Origin of the sequence: Thalassotalea litorea, assembly GCF_043642205.1 — a bacterium.
GTDB lineage: Bacteria > Pseudomonadota > Gammaproteobacteria > Enterobacterales > Alteromonadaceae > Thalassotalea_A > Thalassotalea_A litorea.
This window is the reverse complement of record NZ_JBHZSG010000015.1, coordinates 32055-49149: the sequence shown is the minus strand read 5'-3', so window position 1 is coordinate 49149 and position 17095 is coordinate 32055. Positions and strand designations below refer to the sequence as shown.

Sequence of the window (17095 nt, the reverse complement as noted above, 5' to 3'; positions counted from 1 at the left end):
TCCAATTAGCTCTATTAACATTTGGTTAAAGAATGTAATTTTTAGCTATAAGGCAGGCGTTAGGAAAATAAGATATCTTTGTGCGTATTATCGAGAAAACGCTCTGCTACCCCTTTCCCTTTACCCATCAACATTTACCATTTACAACACTATTTGTTTAGAAACCGTTAGCCCAAAATAAAAAAGGGCAATAGATTGCCCCTTTGATAAGAATGGGCGGCAATTTCCTTCCGCCCGGACGATTTATTCCTGATTAGTAGCAAGTCTGCTCGTCATCAGCCATCTTAATTAATGCATCACAAGGCGCGAAGTGATCACCGTATTGTGATTGGAACGTTTGTAATTTTTCTACAACACTTTTCGCCCCGATACTATCCAGGTAGCGGAACGGTCCACCAAGGAATGGTGGGAAGCCAATCCCGAAAATTGTACCAATATCACCATCGCGACAGTTACGAATGATACCTTCGTCTAAACAACGTACCGCTTCGTTAACCATCAACAGTACACAACGTTCGCTGATTTCCTGCTCAGTCAATCTCGATTGAGGTGAAACGCCGAGCAGGCTATATACCTGTTCATCAACCGCCTTACCTTGTTTGGCTTTTTTACCGCTATATAGATAAAAGCCTTTTTGGGTCTTCTTGCCTTTTCGATTGTCATCGATCAACTTATTAAACGCCTCAGGCGCTTTGAATCGTTCCCCAAGCTCAGCTTCAAGAATCGGGCTGATTTTCGCACCGATATCAATTCCCACTTCATCCAGCAGCTTTATTGGGCCAACCGGGAATCCGAAATTAACCAAAGCTCGATCAATGTTTTCGATGGGCTCGCCAGACAATAGTATATTCGCCGCTTCATTGACATAAGGTGCCAAGATGCGATTTACATAAAATCCGGCTTTGTCTTTGACGACAATTGGCGTCTTGCCTTGCTTCTTGGCAAGGGCAACGGTAGTGGAAATGGTTTTATCGGACGTTTTCTCATGAGCAATAATTTCAGCGAGTGGCATTTTGTCCACTGGTGAGAAATAATGCAATCCAATCACATTTTCTGGCGCTTTCGCTTTCGCCGCAATTTGATGGATAGGTAACGATGACGTATTCGAGGCAAAAATCACCCCTGGTTTACAGTTTGCTTCGATGTCTGCAACCATTTGTTGTTTAAGGGCCAAATCTTCAAACACCGCTTCAATGATCACATCTGCCTGTTTAAAGCCAGTGTAATCCGTAGTTCCGCTTACCATGTTGAGCTGCTTTTGCATTTCACTCTTTTTGATAAATCGACGTTTGACTTTTTTATTCAACAAATCAAAGCTGTACTTTAAAGCATTACCAATACCAGTGTGATTGATATCTTTAATTCGTACCGGTAATTTGGCGTTATTTGCGGTGACATAAGAAATACCGCCGCCCATTAAGCCGCCGCCTAAAACGCCAACATGAGCAATAGCAGCAGGCTCTACGCCCTCCACACCCGTTTCTTTTTTCATCTCGGTTGTTGCAAAGAACAAGTTGCGTAACTGCTTAGATTCCCCGGTTTTCACCAAGCGACCAAAATGTTCAGCTTCGCGGGCTAATCCTTTTGCACGACCTTTTTCGATCCCAACCCGAATGGCATCAATAATTTTCAGCGGGGCCGGATAATTACCTTTCGTTTTTGCCAGAACCGTTTTGGTTGCCTGATCAAAGACTAATTTGCGTCCCCAAGGATTAGAGTCCAGAGCTTTTTCAACAAATGGCGCTTTGCGCTGCTTGGCTTTTTTACCACTTAATGCAAGCTCTTCGGCAACCTTTAATAATACAGATTTTGGTACAACATCACTTACCAAGCCCGCTTTTAGCGCTTGCTTAGGACGTAGATGTTTTCCCGTAAGCATCATATCCAGAGACTTCTGTAACCCGACAATGGCGGGTAATCGTTGAGTACCGCCACTACCGGGCAACAAGCCCAATTGCACTTCCGGTAAACCTAACACGGTCTTGTTATCATCACTACATACGCGCTGATGACAAGCCATCGCCAGCTCTAACCCTCCACCCAGACACGGACCATGAATGGCAGCGATGACAGGAATTGACAAGCCTTCAATTTGATCAAAAATAGCCTGACCTTGGGTGGCAATTTCAGTCGCCTGTTCGGCGGTATCACACGCATCCAACATCGTAATATCGGCACCTGCAATGAAGGAATTATCCTTGCCGCTATAAACCACAAGCCCCTTGATAGCGGCATCGCCTTTGATTTCTGCAAGAACGGTAGAGAATTCCTCGGCAAATTCTGCACGCAGGGTATTCATGGTTTCACCCACCACGTCCATTTTCAAAAACGCGATGCCGTTATCCTGACGTTCCAGGGTAAATGTTGAGTTATTTTCCATTGTCATTACTCCACTTCAAGAATCATAGCGGCACCAAGACCACCCGCGGCACAAGCGGTTGTTAAACCAAGACCACCGCCTCGGCGTTTTAGCTCGTTCAATGTCTGCGTAATTAATCTTGCGCCGGTCGCGGCAAAAGGATGACCATACGCCAGTGAACCGCCAAGCACATTGAACTTATCCATATCGATTTCTCCGATAGCCTTATCCTGACCCAGCTTCTCCCGGGCAAACTTAGTACTGCCAAACATCTTCATATTGGCAAGCGCCTGTGCAGCGAAGGCTTCGTGCATTTCAATTAAATCGAGATCAGATAAATTCAAGCCGGCACGTTTTAGCGCAAGTGGTGTTGCGTAGGATGGCCCCATCAACATATCTTCCCAGACATCAATCGCACTAAAGGCATAAGAGCGAATGTAGCCCAAAATGTCATAACCCAGTTCTTTTGCCCGACTTTCACGCATCAACAAAACGGCTGCGGCCCCATCGGTTAATGGCGTTGAATTAGCTGCCGTTACGGTGCCGTGTTTGCGATCAAATACGGGACGCAACCGAGCATACCCAGAAAGTTCGGAGTTATCTCGAAAACAGTTATCTTTGTCGATAAAAGATTTATACGGTTCCGGGTGCGCAGTCATAACTTCATCAGCCAACACGCCAGAAGCCCAGGTTTGCGCTGCCAGAGTGTGTGAACGATGGGCAAGTTCATCCTGAGCCTGACGACTGATGCCATGAGTCTTTGCCATCTGTTCAGCCGTTTGCCCCATTGACAAGCCAGTAGAATATTCCGCGACTGCCGGTGGTACCGGAAGAATATCTTTGAATTTCAACGCTGAGATTAGTTTCATTCGTTGTGACAGGGTTTTCGCTTTCGATAAATCCAATAAGGTGCGAGCGAATGTTTTTGAAACGCCGATTGGGGTGACGGACGTTGAATCTGCGCCACCGGCAATCCCGACATCAATATTCCCTACCAAAATCGATTCAGCGACATTTACTGTCGACTGAAAGCTGGTAGCACAAGCCCGAGACACACTATAAGCATCAGTATTTACTTGCATTTGCGTACCCAGTACGATTTCGCGGGCAATGTTTGGTGCTTCTGGCATTTGCACGACCTGACCAAAAACAAGCTGTTCAACTAACTGCGGATCTAAATCGTGCTTGGCAATAAGTTCATTTACTACCATTTTCCCCAAATCCACTGCTGGCACGCCATGAAAGGCAGTCGCCTGTTTTGCAAAAGGCGTTCTCAGTCCTGCGACAATTGCCACCCGGTCTCCGCCTGCTGTTTTCAAGCTTTGCATTGATGTCATTATAATTCCTTATCTAAAGAGGTCTGACCTGATCATCATTTGATTCTATCGATTAAATAAAAGAATGAAAAGTCTTGATTTCGAATTAGCTGTAACCATATATTCACTAGTACCAATCCGCATGGCTATGTAATCCACTTAGGAATACGGCCTGAGATTGTTAAAATCGACGTTGATATTGACCAATGTTCATCCATTTCATATATCACAACGGCGTAAAAGTAGCTCAGGGAGCTTCCCGCCGGCAAGCGTTTAACGTTTTGCCAAATGGCAGTTTATCTATGCGGATTGGAAATAATTTAAACAAATAATAGGCGATGCTGAAATTCCTGCATTTTGGCTGTGCCCTCTCAACGTTCAGGAAAATAATTATTATTATGACAGTTGAATACTTTTCCTCTTTAAAAGAACATTTAAGTGAACAAATTATTGGCCAACGGGATCTCGTTGAGAACTTACTAATCGCCCTATTGGCCGACGGTCATTTGATAGTAGAAGGCCCGCCTGGTCTGGCAAAAACGCGTGCGGTAAATGCGTTAGCACAAGGGTTGGATGCCGATTTTCATCGCATTCAATTTACCCCAGATCTATTACCCGCAGATTTAACCGGTACCGACATTTATCGTCCGGAAGATGGCAGTTTTGTGTTTCAACAAGGCCCCTTGTTTCAAAATTTGGTTCTTGCCGATGAAATCAACCGGGCACCGGCAAAAGTGCAATCGGCATTACTCGAAGCGATGGCAGAGGGTCAGGTCACGGTAGGAAAAACCACGTATCAGCTGCCAGAGCTGTTTTTGGTTATGGCAACACAAAATCCATTAGAGCAGGAAGGCACCTACCCGCTGCCAGAAGCACAGCTGGATCGTTTTCTGATGCATCTTGAAATCGATTATCCAGATGCTGCCAGTGAACTTGATATATTGCGCTTAAATCGTGGCGAAGCCCTTCAGCAAAAATCTCAGCCCGATAACATTATTGCCCAGGAAACGATTTTTGCTGCCCGACGCGAGGTTTTGGAAATTTATTTAGCGCCGGTTCTCGAACAATACATCGTCGACCTCATTATCGCGACTCGCCAACCGGAAAAATATGACGAACAATTGGGCAACTGGTTAGCCTATGGTGCCAGCCCACGAGCAACCATAGCATTAGATCGCTGCGCCCGAGCGCGCGCCTGGCTAAATGGCCGTGATTTTGTCAGCCCTGAAGATGTTCAGGCTGTATTCCATAACGTATTAAGACACCGGTTATTACTCACCTATCAGGCAGAAGCGGAAGGGATCACGACCAATAAGGTACTAGACCATATCCTTAATCTGGTCGCTGTCGGTTAATCCAATTATAGGGAAAATGGTGAATAATTAATGTGGTTTAACAAGGCAACTGATCCCCTGAACCATGCCGATATCGACCGTCAACTGGCGATTCTTGCCAGCGACGGTGTGCACCTTTCGATTAATGAGCTGCTGTTTTATCAGGGCAAGGTATCGCTCATTGATCTGGCGCCGAAGAAAGCACTGCATGGCCAGCTAGCCGGCAATTACCTGGCTCGTACCAAAGGCCGCGGCATGGAATTTGACGAAGTACGGCATTATCAAAATGGTGACGACATCCGGGCTATCGACTGGCGCGTAACCGCCCGAACCGGAAAAACCCATACCAAGCTATTTCGCGAAGAAGTAGAACGGCCAGTGCTGATCGCGACAGATTTCGGAAACTCTATGTATTTTGGTTCGCGGTTGTTGTTTAAATCGGTGCAAGCTGCCCATGTCGCATCTTTGCTTGCCTGGCATACCAGCAAACGTGGTGACCGGTTAGGAGGTTTAGTATTTAACCAACGTCAGCACATGGAGCTAAAACCCAAAAGCAGACAAAAAGGAGTGCTGCATTATCTTCATGCATTGGAAGAATTGCACAAGGTACAAACCAGGGAAAATACCGACAACCAATATTTCTACGATAATTGTTTGCGCTTAAAACAAATCGCCAAACCCGGTGCCTTGGTCTATCTCATTACCGATGGCTACCATTTCGACGAACAGGCAATTAAGCCGTTAAACCAAATAAGCCGCCATTGTGAACTGGTAATTTGCCATATTCATGACCCAATGGAGCTTGAGCTCCCGAGCTTTCCTCAAAAAACCTCGGTAGCGTTGACCAATGGTAAGGAGCAATTACAACTGACCCTTGGTGATAAAAAAACCGCCAGAAGATACCAACTGCAGGCCGATAATAGAGTTGAGCAATTGCAGGGGTTATTCCGAAAAGCCGGTGCTCGCTGTTTGTCATTTTCAGCCGGAGAAAGTATCGAACAACAATTAAAATCAGGAGTTGCATCGTGGATCCCTTAGCAGAATTGAAGGATATCCATTTACCTGACGCGATTTCCATCTGGCCACTTGCGCCAGGTTGGTGGATCATCATTGCCATTATTATTGGCCTAATCGTCTACGTTGCGAATCGCTGGCGCCAGCAGTTGCGTTATTTGCGGGTGAAAAATCAAGGCTTAAAGTTCCTGTCAGGCAACGATTCATTGAGCAGCGAGCAAACTCTCAATACCTTAAAATGGATATGCCTGCATTATTTTGAACGACAACAGGTCGCCAAACTGCATGGAGAAACATTGTTACGTTTCTTTTTAACCAAGTTGCCAACCGATACCCAACCAAAATTCAAAGTATTAGCGCAAAACGCCATTGTTGATCATTATCGAAAAAATCAACACGATATCTATGCGCCGGAAATGCACAAAGCCGCTATCTTATGGTGTCAGCATGTACAACTGCCAAACCGGAATGAAGATGCAACACGCGGAGGTAAGTCATGATCACATTTGCCTGGCCTTGGCTGGCTCTGTGCTTGCCATTACCTTTCCTATTGGCCAAGTTTTTACCTGCACGCGCGCAATCTAACGCCGCATTAAAAGTGCCATTCACACTCGGAGCTGTGCGTTCGAATGCGTTAATCGCTAATAATCGTAACCTCCCCTTACCCGTTTTCATTATTTTATGGTGCCTGTTTGTATTGGCACTTACTCGCCCGCAATGGCTTGGGGATCCCGCGCCTATTGCCAGCGAAAGTCGGGAAATGATGATTGCAGTTGATTTATCCGGCAGTATGCAAATAGAAGATATGGAATTGAATGGCCGTCAGGTTAACCGTCTGGCTATGCTAAAACAATTGCTAGGAGAGTTCATTGAGCGTCGCCAGGGAGACCGACTGGGTTTAATTTTATTTGCTGACGATGCCTATATGCAAACTCCTATGACCTATGACCGACAAACGGTTAAACAGATGTTGGATGAAGCGGTGATAGGTCTGGTAGGACAAAAAACCGCCATCGGTGATGCCATCGCACTATCGGTAAAGCGCTTTTTAAATAAAAAAGACTCCAATCGGGTATTGGTTTTGTTAACCGATGGCCAAAACACCGCTGGCAAAGTTTCCCCAGAGCAAGCTTTGGAAGTGGCCGTTGCTAACAATGTGACGATTTACACCATAGGCATCGGCGCCGAAGTTATGATGGAGCGATCGCTATTTGGTAATCGCAAAGTAAACCCATCCAGAGATCTGGATGAAACCAGCTTAAAGCATATCGCCAAGCAAACCCAGGGGAGCTACTTTCGCGCAACAGACAGTGTCACCATGAGTAACATTTATGAAATGCTGGATCAACTGGAACCGGTTGAACAGGAGCAACAGCAAATGCGCCCGCTGACAGCCCTGTATTATTACCCACTGGCATTATTGATGGCTATCATAGTTGCGCTTTGCGTGCTGCCTTGGCTGACCAGTTTGTACCAATCATTACGTGATAATGTGCGAGGAGAAAGTCATGTTGGATAACTTTCATTTTCTGCGACCATTTTGGCTATTGGCATTTTTTGCCTTGTTATTTATTGTTTGGCAACTAAAAAAATTGCGTTTGGCCAATTCCGCCTGGCAGCGTGTTGTCCCAAAACATTTAAACAAAGTACTGTTAGCCAATAATGAAACGGGAAAGCCTTTGGCCTTATTACCCATTTTCCTATTAGGCACACTTATGATTCTGGCTCTGGCCGGTCCAACCTGGCAGAAGCTGCCACAACCGGTCTATCAAACCGACAAGGCTTCGGTGATCGTAATGGACATGTCATTTTCCATGCTGGCCACAGACACCAAACCTAACCGACTAACCAGGGCACGTTTTAAAGCTCTGGACCTCCTTGAGAAAGTCGCCGATGGTGATGTCGGTTTAATCGCCTATGCCGGTGATGCATTTGTTATCAGTCCACTTACCGAAGATATCAATAATATTCGCTTACTGCTGCCTTCTCTGTCACCACAAATCATGCCAGAGCTAGGCTCTAATCCGTATCCCGCGTTGACGCTCGCCAATGACATGTTAATTAACGCCGGTTATCAAAAAGGCGATATTTACTGGCTCACCGACGGTATTACCCGTGACGAATTACAGGATGTAAACGAGTTTGGTCGCGAGCATGAGCATAGCATCAATATTCTTGGGGTCGGTACCGAACAAGGAGCACCGATCACACTCGATAATGGCGAACTTATGCGCGATCGGGGCGGTAATATTGTTATCCCTAAACTCAATGCACGGATGTTGGCGGAGATCAGTGAACGCAATGACGGTAACTACCAGACCATTCGAAATGATGATGAAGATATCAATGATTTAACCCGTTCCGGGAATGTTTTAGCGGTTTCTGAAAATCAGCAGCAAGAAATGCAAGGTGATCAATGGCAGGAATTTGGCCCCTACCTATTACTCGCCGCGCTGCCCCTGATCCTATTTTACTGTCGTAAAGGAGTATTATTATCGGTTATGGTGCCAGTGCTGATGAGCGCATCTTTACTTACCTCTGCACCTGTACAGGCATCCGTCTGGGATGATTTATGGAAACGCAAAGACCAACAGGCTCAGGATAAATTTAATCAACAGGATTTTGACCAGGCAGCAGCCCAATTTAAACAACCTGAATGGAAAGCGTCAGCCTTATATAAAGCCGGTGATTATGAAAACGCACTACAGGCCTTTAATGAATTAGATGGTTTGGATGCCACGTATAACCGTGCAAATACTTTGGCTAAAATGCAGCGATTCGAAGAAGCGATAAAAGCTTACGATAACGTTTTGCAACAAGCTCCTAATCATCAGGATGCTATCGCGAACAAGGCGTTAGTTGAAAAATTGCTAAACCAGCAGGACCAGCAAAACCAGGACCAGCAAAACCAGGACCAGCAAAATCAGGACCAGCAAAATCAGGACCAACAAAACCAGGACCAGCAAAACCAGGACCAGCAAAACCAGGACCAACAAAACCAGGACCAGCAAAACCAGGACCAACAAAACCAGGACCAGCAAAACCAGGACCAGCAAAACCAGGACCAGCAAAACCAGGACCAGCAAAACCAGAACCAACAAAATCAGGACCAACAAAACCAGGACCAACAAAACCAGGACCAGCAAAACCGGGACCAACAAAACCGGGACCAACAAAATTCTGAACAATCTGAATCCGACCATAAAGAGCCAGAGCCGGAAGGTGCCAATCAGACTGAACAACAAGAGCAGCAAGAAGAATCAGAGCAACCTGGACAGGCAAAGGAATCTCAGGCACAACTAACCGAGCAAGAACTTGAGCAACAACAAAAGCATCAACAAATTTTGAAAAAGGTCACGGATGATCCCAACTTATTGCTCAGGAATAAAATGCGCCTTGAATATCGCAAACGTCGTCAGAACCGCAGCAGTATCGGAGTAAAAGAAAAGTGGTAAAACTAAAATCAATTCTTGGGGTAGTCATGATGTGTCTGCTGGCACCGATAAGCTATGCTCTGGACACGTTAACCGCCAGTATCGATAAAAACCCTGCAACGGTTAACGAATCACTGGTACTAACGGTTGTTGCCAATGATTCCATGGACGCCGATGCATTTGACCCGTCGGCATTAAACAAGGACTTTATTGTTGGCCGCACTTCGGTCAGTAGCCAAACCAGCATGGTAAACTTTAAAACGACGCGGATGACACGTTGGACAACCGTGCTGGTGCCACAAAAACCAGGTAAATATACAATCCCGGCATTCACTATTGAAGGGGCAAGTTCTCAACCAATAGAGGTAGAAATTGTTGCCGAAAATGATAGTCGGGCAAAGCAAAACAAAGATGTTTTTATTAGCGCCAAAGCATCCGATACCCGTGTATACGTGCAACAGCAATTTACCCTAAAAGTGAAACTTCACCTTGCTCAGGAGTTAAAAACCGGCACATTAACTGAGCCGAAAATGACCGGAGCGGAAATTAAACAAATCGGTGAAGATAGTGAGTCGATGGAAATCATCAATGGCATTCGCTATCGTACCATCGAGCGCTCTTATTCGATTAAACCAACTACCAGTGGCGAGTTCACCTTGCATACACCGGTTTTTGCCGGTGAGATAGTTTCTGGACAGCGTCGTGCCTTATTTTCCAATTTTGATCAGGGAAAACCGGTCAGGGTTTCAGGGAAACAAATCGCGATTGACGTTAAACCGAAACCTGCAGAGTTTGTTGGTGACTGGCTACCAAGCGAGATCTTAACCATTGAAGATGAGTGGCCTCAAGAGGATAGCTTTGCGCTAGGAGAGCCTATCACCCGACGGGTTACCATTACGGCGGCAGCTTTATCTGAAGAGCAATTGCCACAAGTGAATTTTCGGGTGCCTGAGGGGATAAAAGTCTATCCAGACCAACAACAGTCGCAGTCCAACGTACAATCCGGGTTATTGATATCACAGAAAGTACAGGATTTTGCCATTGTGCCGAGCAAGCCTGGTACTTACACAATTCCTGAAGTACAAATTCCCTGGTGGAACACCAAAACCAATCAGGTCCAGTATGCGACGTTGCCACAGCGTACATTCACCATCGATGGCACTGCCAACGCAGCGATACCACCGCAATCGCAAACGAGTGTACCCGTACCGATAATTAAACCGCAGCAAACGACGCTACAGTGGTTCTTTCTCGCAGGCTGGATGCTAACCGCCCTCGCCTGGCTGATGACAACTTTGCATAAACGTGGCAAGCTTAAATTGAAATCGGGTGGGAATTTCTCACCATCAACGATAGTGTCAAACACGGCATATTTACAACTTATGGCCGCCTGTAAAGCCAATGACGGACAAAGGGTAATCTCGCTTTTACCTGAATGGGCAGCAATCGTTTGTGACGACCCACAAATTACCAGCATAAATCAAGTGAATAATGCTTTTAATGATCAGGCATTAGCAACCTTGTTAAATGAATTGCAGGGATGTTATTTCGGCAACAATGACGCGAGCTGGAAAGGTAACGCACTGCTTCAGAAAATCATGGACTTGAACAAAACTAAACCGAAATCGGAAATGCCGATGAAAATGAATCCATAAAGATAATTTGGTTCTTTACAGCGTTAAAATTACGACTTAAAAGGGCCTTGCCCACTTTTGGTAACGCACAGATCAAAAAGCACGTTTACAACGTATTACTTAGGGTCTGTTGCGTTTTATGGACGATTACGCCTTAATGTAAATGAAGAGTTAAAAGTGTGCTAACCCTATGATCCAGAAAATTTTTCGAAAGAAATCTTCACCCGCTCAGGTCTCTACAGATATGGCGAATAAACAAACAAGATACGAAGCGTTGGTAAATGCGTTGCATGCCGATTTATATCGTTACGCTTTCTGGCTAGTACACGACCAGCATGTAGCAGAAGACCTGGTTCAGGAGACATTCCTCAGAGCTTGGAGAGCCCTTGATTCTTTAAAAGATGAAAAGGCAGCCAAGTCATGGTTGATAACCATTCTTCGCAGAGAGAATGCTCGTCGTTTCGAACGTAAGCAACTGGATATGTCCGAATACGAAGAGCCCAGCATTGTTGATAACATCAGTACCAGTACTGAACAACAGTTGGAAGATCACTGGTTAAGAGAAAAGATAGCCCGGTTGCCGGCAGATTATCGGGAACCACTGGTTCTTCAGGTAATTGGCGGCTTTAGTGGTGAAGAAATCGCAAGCATGCTGAATTTAAATAAAAACACGGTAATGACACGGTTATTCCGTGCCCGGAATCAATTAAAAGATGCAATTGAAGCCGAACAGACAGTTAAGGGGCGTAATAATGGATGAATTAGAATTTCGGCGTCGGCTTTATGCTGACCCTACCGATAATGGTTCCGACATCCGTAAGAGCATTAAAGAAAACCCGGCAAATGCCCGGTTTTATGCGGAAATGCAGCAATTAAATAAGCGCATTGATAATGCGTTGCACGTCGACGTGCCAGAAAATCTGCGCAATAACCTGATTTTGAAACAAACGATGGATAGTCATCGCAAACAATCCAGCCGAAAACGCTGGCATTTAGCGGTAGCCGCATCAGTCGCCTTCATGGTCGGTTTGGGGGTAAATTATTTTAATGCATCACCGGTTTACACGTCGGTTGCAGACTACTCTTTGGCGCACTACTACCACGAGGAAGGTAAATTTGACCATAAAGCCGATGGTAGTATCAACCTCATTTCATTGAATGACAAAATGCGTGATGTAAATGCAAGTTTCAATGGTGAAATTGGCAAGATAGTCGCAGTAAAAGATTGTTATTTTGACGGCATGGATAGCGTGCATTTAGTCATCGAAGGAAAATACGACAACATTACGGTCTTTGTGATCCCCAAAGCTCAGCATTTAGCGCAAACTCAACAATTCGCAGACAGCAACATTCACGGCCGCAGTCAGGAATATCAGCAAGGTGAAGTGATCATTCTTGGCGACAAACGGGAACCGTTGGACATATGGCAACAAAAAATCGATGCAACCATCGAGTGGTCAATCTAAAGCGTTATGTAAATTCGACTGTCATCTTTAAAACGCCTGACTGTGTCAGGCTTTTTTATGCCACAAAAAATACCATCCATCGAATTGCTCTGGAAGAGACTGTTTTAACTTGCTAGGATGCAAAGCATTATTCCAACACTACAATGATAACTATGACATTGGAACTTCCTTTAATTGTAACTTTTATCGGTTACCTTCTTACGACCTTGCTAATCGGCTTTTTTGCCTACAAAGCAACAAATACGTTAAGCGACTACATCCTTGGAGGTCGTCAACTAGGTCCGGCGGTAACCGCATTAAGTGTCGGCGCGTCAGATATGAGTGGCTGGCTTTTACTGGGCCTGCCCGGCGCGATCTACTTATCCGGCATCGGTGAGATCTGGATCGGTGTGGGTCTGGTGATCGGCGCATTCTTTAATTGGATTATTGTCGCGCCAAGATTACGGGGTTTTACCGAAAAAGCCGGCAATGCGCTGACAATTCCCGAATTTTTCGAAAATCGTTTTCAAGATAAATCTGGCGTTTTACGTTTGGCATCTGCCGTAACAATTCTGGTTTTCTTCACTTTCTACGTTTCCTCTGGCCTGGTTGGTGGTGCTATCTTGTTTGAGAAGGTGTTTGGGCTGGACTATTTACAGGCGTTAATCATCGGTGCCGTGATCATCGTTTCCTATACCTTTCTCGGCGGCTTTTTGGCGGTCAGTTGGACCGACTTTTTTCAAGGGTGCTTAATGTTAATTGCCCTGATTATTTTGCCTATCGTGGCCATTCAGGAATTAGGTGGTTGGCAGCAAACCGAACAAACATTGATGGCCGTAAACCCGCAATATGCTGAGTTGTTTACAAACTTTTCCTGGATAGGTTTTATTTCCTTGATGGCCTGGGGACTTGGCTATTTTGGTCAACCCCATATATTGTCACGATTTATGGCCATTCGTTCGGTCGAAGATATCCCCACATCGCGCAATATTGCCATGGTTTGGATGGTATTATCTTTAATCGGCGCCCTGGCAGTAGGATTAGTTGGCATTGCTTATTATGCTGAAAGTCCGCTGGAAAACAGTGAAACGGTATTTATTTTTCTGGCCAAAGCAATTCTCAATCCTTGGGTCGCAGGTGTGATCATTGCCGCTATTTTATCGGCAATCATGAGTACTATCGATTCACAACTGATTGTTTGTTCATCTGTGATTGTTGAAGATTTTTACAAAAAATACAGTAAGAAAACCGCTACAGAAGCGCAATTAGTGTGGTTAACAAGGTTTTCCTTATTGGCCATTGCCATTTTAGCGACTATCATCGCATTAAATCCACAAAGTACGGTTTTGGGCTTGGTTAGCTATGCGTGGGCTGGATTTGGCAGCGCATTTGGGCCAACCATCATTCTGGCTTTATATTGGCAACATTATACGCGATTTGGCGCAATGGCTTCGATCGTAACCGGTGCCTTGGTGGTTATTATCTGGGGCGAGCTTAAGCATTTAGGTGGTATCTTTGCACTGTATGAAATGATCCCAGGGTTTATTCTGGCCCTATTGGCTGGCTTCCTGGTATCCAAACTAACCTACCGTGACAATGCCCCTGAAACACAAATGTTTAAGGCGTTAAAACAATCACATTAAAACAATAACCAACAGAAAATTCATGCGATAAAAAAGGGGCCAAAAGGCCCCTTTATTTTGTATCCATCTTATTCGAAGCCATTTGGATTTTTGGATTGCCAGTTCCAGGTATCGGCAATCATTTCTTTCAAACCGCGTTCCGCTTGCCATTCAAGCTTTTCAGCCGCCAGGTTAGCGTTCGCAAATACTGTGGCAATATCCCCCGGGCGACGAGTAACGATTTGATAAGGAATATCAACACCAGATATCGCTTTAAATTGCTCAACAATCTGTAATACCGAAGTTCCGTTACCTGTCCCTAAATTAATTGCTGTACAGCCCGGGTTTTTAGCTAAGGCTTCAACCGCTTTGAGATGACCTAAGGCCAAATCAACTACGTGGATATAATCGCGCACGCCAGTGCCATCTATCGTATCGTAATCATCGCCAAACACCTGCAATTGCTTAAGACGTCCAACGGCAACCTGAGCAACATAAGGCAACAAATTATTCGGGATGCCATTTGGGTTTTCGCCAATCAAGCCGCTTTCATGGGCTCCAATTGGATTGAAATAGCGCAATGAGATAATCGACCACTGAGGGTCACTTTTTGCCAAATCAAACAAAATATGTTCGATCATTAGCTTAGTCTGACCATAAGGATTGGTTGCAGAAGTTGGCATGGTTTCCAACAATGGTGATACATTGTGCTCACCGTAAACGGTCGCGGAGGAGCTAAACACCATATTCTTGACGTTAAACTCGGCCATAACCTGTAGTAAAACTAAGGTTCCAGCTACGTTATTCTGATAATAGGAAAGAGGAATTTCATTGGATTCTCCTACCGCTTTGAGACCGGCAAAATGAATGACACCATCAATATCATGGTCAGTAAAAATCTGACGCATTGCTGCTTCATCACAGATATCGGCTTTGATAAACGTCGGTTTCACACCACTGATTTGTTCAATCCGATCAAGCACTAACGTGGATGAATTGCTCAGATTGTCAACAATGACAACATCGCGATTAGCGTTAATTAACTCGACCACGGTATGACTGCCAATATAGCCCGTACCACCGGTAATTAGTAAACTCATTTCCCTTCCTTCTTTCGATATTATTTATAGTATTCTGAAAAAACCTGAATAAACTGCTGAACTTGAGATTCAGGTAAAGCATTGACACCAGCGGCACCTGCTCGTCCACCACCCGTTGGAAATTGTACACAAATTTCATCGGCACCTTGTTTATTGCTCAGCGGAGCCCGCACCGAAACCGTATAGCTGGCATCGACATTTCGGGTAAACACCGCGTGCGCTTTATCCGGCATCTGATTTGCCAAATCATTGCCAAAAACGCCACTTACCCTTCTCGACCATGCCGCATCTTCAAGACATACCACTTTACAATGATCGACATCAAATAATATTTCAGCCGACGACGCTTTAGCCATATCATCATTATATGCCTGTTGCAGTTGATAAAATAACGAACCTTGGTTGGCAAATAAAGGCTCCGGGCTTGCAAAATTTAGCAGTTCCTCAAACAAGGCTGCAGGATGAAAATGTAGATCTTCAACGCTGCGTCCATAACCGTTATAGTTGATATAAACACCTAACTGTTCAAGCTGTTTCGTCAGTGCTGAGGACAAACCGAGTCGCTGTGCATGGCGATGCGCCGTTGCCTGTAAGTTATCACCAAAGGCCGCTGCAATAGCCCAAAGGTAATATTTGCCCTGCAAATGATCATTGACCAGTAAACTGGTACAAACCTCAGCCGAGGTGTTCACCATAGTTTTTAGAAACGGGCTTTCGGGGATGTCTCCCGCTCGATGATGATCCACATAAAACACCGGTATTTGCTTATCAAGCAATGGTTGTAGCGCATCGATATTCTTTTCCATGGACACATCCAGAACCGTTACGGATGTTGCTTTGGCTGGATCAACTTGTTTAAGCAGTGAGATATCACGTTTAACACCCGTGATTAGAGTCGAGTCTTTAGGCTCTGCCAGGCGCAATTGTAATAACGCCAGGATACCGTCGGCATCACCATTGAACACATCATAATGCATTGTTTTTATTCCCTTTAAATATCATGAATCTTGGTGTAAACACCTTAATTTTTTACATCTTCACCCGGAATGACTAGCTGCGAAACGTCGCCCTGTAGGCATAGTGGATAAAACAAATCATCGAACGCATGATGCCAAGCTGCTCCTGTTGGCGATAAATTTGCCATTGACGCTGTGCTTTGTTCAGCTTATTACGCGAAATGGAACCCGGCGTAATTCGGTAATTTGTTAACGGTTGCGGGTAATGATACGCGTATCCGACGCGTTTGATAATGTTCAACCAAGTCGCATAATCCTGACCCGTACGTAAATCCGGCATCAAAAAATAACCGGTTTTGTTCTTATCCACAACCACGGTAGAGCAACCAAATGTCACGCGCTTTTTCAACAGGTCATCATAACCAATCTCTCCTCGCGGTAATCGATCCACCAATCCAAGATTGTTGCCTTGTTCATCCACCACTTGATAACTCGTACAGGTTAGTGGAATTTGATGGCGACGCATAAATGCGACCTGCTCCATGAGCTTGTCTTTTTGCCAACTATCATCAGCATCAAGAAATGCCAGGTAGCGGCCACTTGACTGGTCAATACCACGATTTCGTGACAAGGCCGCTCCAAGGTTCTGCTCATTGAGAAAAATATGAATATTATCATATCGTTGAGCATAAAAAGTCAGTAGCTGCCAGGTATTGTCTGTCGATGCGTCGTCGGTTATCAGTAATTCCCAATTTGGATAAGATTGCGTCAGCACACTTTCTATCGCTTCACCGACATACGCCAATGAATTGAAGGTCGACATTATAATCGAAACTTTATCAAATTTCTCAGTCATATTGCTCTGCTATATCACTCTTGCT

General features: G+C 45.0%; 14 protein-coding genes. 9 read left to right on the top strand and 5 right to left on the bottom strand.

Annotated features, from left to right (window positions below):
* Nucleotides 1–253 precede the first annotated feature (253 nt).
* Together fadJ and fadI are read right to left on the bottom strand one after the other, a co-directional pair.
* Nucleotides 254–2386 (bottom strand): fatty acid oxidation complex subunit alpha FadJ, encoded by a 2133-nt coding sequence (gene fadJ / locus ACHUFQ_RS09175; RefSeq protein ID WP_394174934.1) that lies wholly within the window; start codon nt 2384–2386, stop codon nt 254–256.
* Nucleotides 2386–3696, bottom strand: a complete 1311-nt coding sequence (fadI, locus tag ACHUFQ_RS09170) for an acetyl-CoA C-acyltransferase FadI (protein ID WP_394174933.1) — start codon at nt 3694–3696, stop codon at nt 2386–2388. The genes fadJ and fadI overlap by 1 nt, the downstream gene beginning before the upstream one ends.
* Nucleotides 3697–4073: 377 nt before the next feature.
* On the opposite strand from fadI, the gene ACHUFQ_RS09165 reads away from it, so the two are divergent.
* From ACHUFQ_RS09165 to putP, 9 genes are all read left to right on the top strand, one after another.
* Nucleotides 4074–5030: an AAA family ATPase gene (locus ACHUFQ_RS09165; RefSeq protein WP_394174932.1), complete on the top strand. Its 957-nt coding sequence runs from the start codon at nt 4074–4076 to the stop codon at nt 5028–5030.
* 30 nt (nt 5031–5060) lie between these two features.
* Nucleotides 5061–6047 (top strand): DUF58 domain-containing protein, encoded by a 987-nt coding sequence (locus ACHUFQ_RS09160; protein WP_394174930.1) that lies wholly within the window; start codon nt 5061–5063, stop codon nt 6045–6047.
* Nucleotides 6035–6523, top strand: coding sequence for a DUF4381 domain-containing protein (locus ACHUFQ_RS09155; RefSeq protein ID WP_394174929.1), 489 nt, complete (start codon nt 6035–6037; stop codon nt 6521–6523). The genes ACHUFQ_RS09160 and ACHUFQ_RS09155 overlap by 13 nt, the downstream gene beginning before the upstream one ends.
* Entirely contained in the window at nt 6520–7542 is a 1023-nt protein-coding gene (locus tag ACHUFQ_RS09150; protein ID WP_394174927.1) for a vWA domain-containing protein, read from the top strand. Before ACHUFQ_RS09155 ends, ACHUFQ_RS09150 begins: the two co-directional genes overlap by 4 nt.
* Nucleotides 7532–9478, top strand: coding sequence for a vWA domain-containing protein (locus tag ACHUFQ_RS09145; protein ID WP_394174925.1), 1947 nt, complete (start codon nt 7532–7534; stop codon nt 9476–9478). Before ACHUFQ_RS09150 ends, ACHUFQ_RS09145 begins: the two co-directional genes overlap by 11 nt.
* Nucleotides 9472–11112 carry a BatD family protein gene (locus ACHUFQ_RS09140; RefSeq protein WP_394174924.1) on the top strand — a complete coding sequence of 547 codons (1641 nt, stop codon included), beginning with the start codon at nt 9472–9474 and terminating at the stop codon, nt 11110–11112. Before ACHUFQ_RS09145 ends, ACHUFQ_RS09140 begins: the two co-directional genes overlap by 7 nt.
* Before the next feature lie 223 nt (nt 11113–11335).
* The gene (locus tag ACHUFQ_RS09135; RefSeq protein WP_394174922.1) at nt 11336–11851 is read left to right on the top strand and encodes a sigma-70 family RNA polymerase sigma factor; all 516 of its coding nucleotides are present in this window, start codon (nt 11336–11338) and stop codon (nt 11849–11851) included.
* A complete protein-coding gene (locus ACHUFQ_RS09130) occupies nt 11844–12557 on the top strand; it encodes a DUF3379 family protein (RefSeq protein WP_394174920.1) in 714 nt (237 codons plus the stop codon). Before ACHUFQ_RS09135 ends, ACHUFQ_RS09130 begins: the two co-directional genes overlap by 8 nt.
* A 152-nt stretch (nt 12558–12709) precedes the next feature.
* Nucleotides 12710–14179, top strand: coding sequence for a sodium/proline symporter PutP (putP, locus tag ACHUFQ_RS09125; protein ID WP_394174919.1), 1470 nt, complete (start codon nt 12710–12712; stop codon nt 14177–14179).
* Between the two features lie 68 nt (nt 14180–14247).
* On the opposite strand, the gene galE is transcribed toward putP, so the two are convergent.
* The 3 genes from galE to ACHUFQ_RS09110 all read right to left on the bottom strand — a co-directional run bounded on the left by galE (nt 14248) and on the right by ACHUFQ_RS09110 (nt 17070).
* Nucleotides 14248–15258: a UDP-glucose 4-epimerase GalE gene (gene galE, locus ACHUFQ_RS09120; protein WP_394174918.1), complete on the bottom strand. Its 1011-nt coding sequence runs from the start codon at nt 15256–15258 to the stop codon at nt 14248–14250.
* Between the two features lie 20 nt (nt 15259–15278).
* Nucleotides 15279–16235: a DHHA1 domain-containing protein gene (locus ACHUFQ_RS09115; RefSeq protein ID WP_394174917.1), complete on the bottom strand. Its 957-nt coding sequence runs from the start codon at nt 16233–16235 to the stop codon at nt 15279–15281.
* 73 nt (nt 16236–16308) lie between these two features.
* Complete coding sequence (locus ACHUFQ_RS09110) at nt 16309–17070, bottom strand: glycosyltransferase family 2 protein (protein WP_394174916.1); 762 nt, start codon at nt 17068–17070, stop codon at nt 16309–16311.
* Nucleotides 17071–17095 lie beyond the last annotated feature (25 nt).

Coding starts and splice junctions, on each gene's coding strand:
- fadJ (WP_394174934.1), bottom strand. CDS start 2,386: ATGACAATGGAAAATAACTCAACATTTACCCTGGAACGTCAGGATAAC.
- fadI (WP_394174933.1), bottom strand. CDS start 3,696: ATGACATCAATGCAAAGCTTGAAAACAGCAGGCGGAGACCGGGTGGCA.
- ACHUFQ_RS09165 (WP_394174932.1), top strand. CDS start 4,074: ATGACAGTTGAATACTTTTCCTCTTTAAAAGAACATTTAAGTGAACAA.
- ACHUFQ_RS09160 (WP_394174930.1), top strand. CDS start 5,061: ATGTGGTTTAACAAGGCAACTGATCCCCTGAACCATGCCGATATCGAC.
- ACHUFQ_RS09150 (WP_394174927.1), top strand. CDS start 6,520: ATGATCACATTTGCCTGGCCTTGGCTGGCTCTGTGCTTGCCATTACCT.
- ACHUFQ_RS09145 (WP_394174925.1), top strand. CDS start 7,532: ATGTTGGATAACTTTCATTTTCTGCGACCATTTTGGCTATTGGCATTT.
- ACHUFQ_RS09135 (WP_394174922.1), top strand. CDS start 11,336: ATGGCGAATAAACAAACAAGATACGAAGCGTTGGTAAATGCGTTGCAT.
- ACHUFQ_RS09130 (WP_394174920.1), top strand. CDS start 11,844: ATGGATGAATTAGAATTTCGGCGTCGGCTTTATGCTGACCCTACCGAT.
- putP (WP_394174919.1), top strand. CDS start 12,710: ATGACATTGGAACTTCCTTTAATTGTAACTTTTATCGGTTACCTTCTT.
- galE (WP_394174918.1), bottom strand. CDS start 15,258: ATGAGTTTACTAATTACCGGTGGTACGGGCTATATTGGCAGTCATACC.
- ACHUFQ_RS09115 (WP_394174917.1), bottom strand. CDS start 16,235: ATGCATTATGATGTGTTCAATGGTGATGCCGACGGTATCCTGGCGTTA.
- ACHUFQ_RS09110 (WP_394174916.1), bottom strand. CDS start 17,070: ATGACTGAGAAATTTGATAAAGTTTCGATTATAATGTCGACCTTCAAT.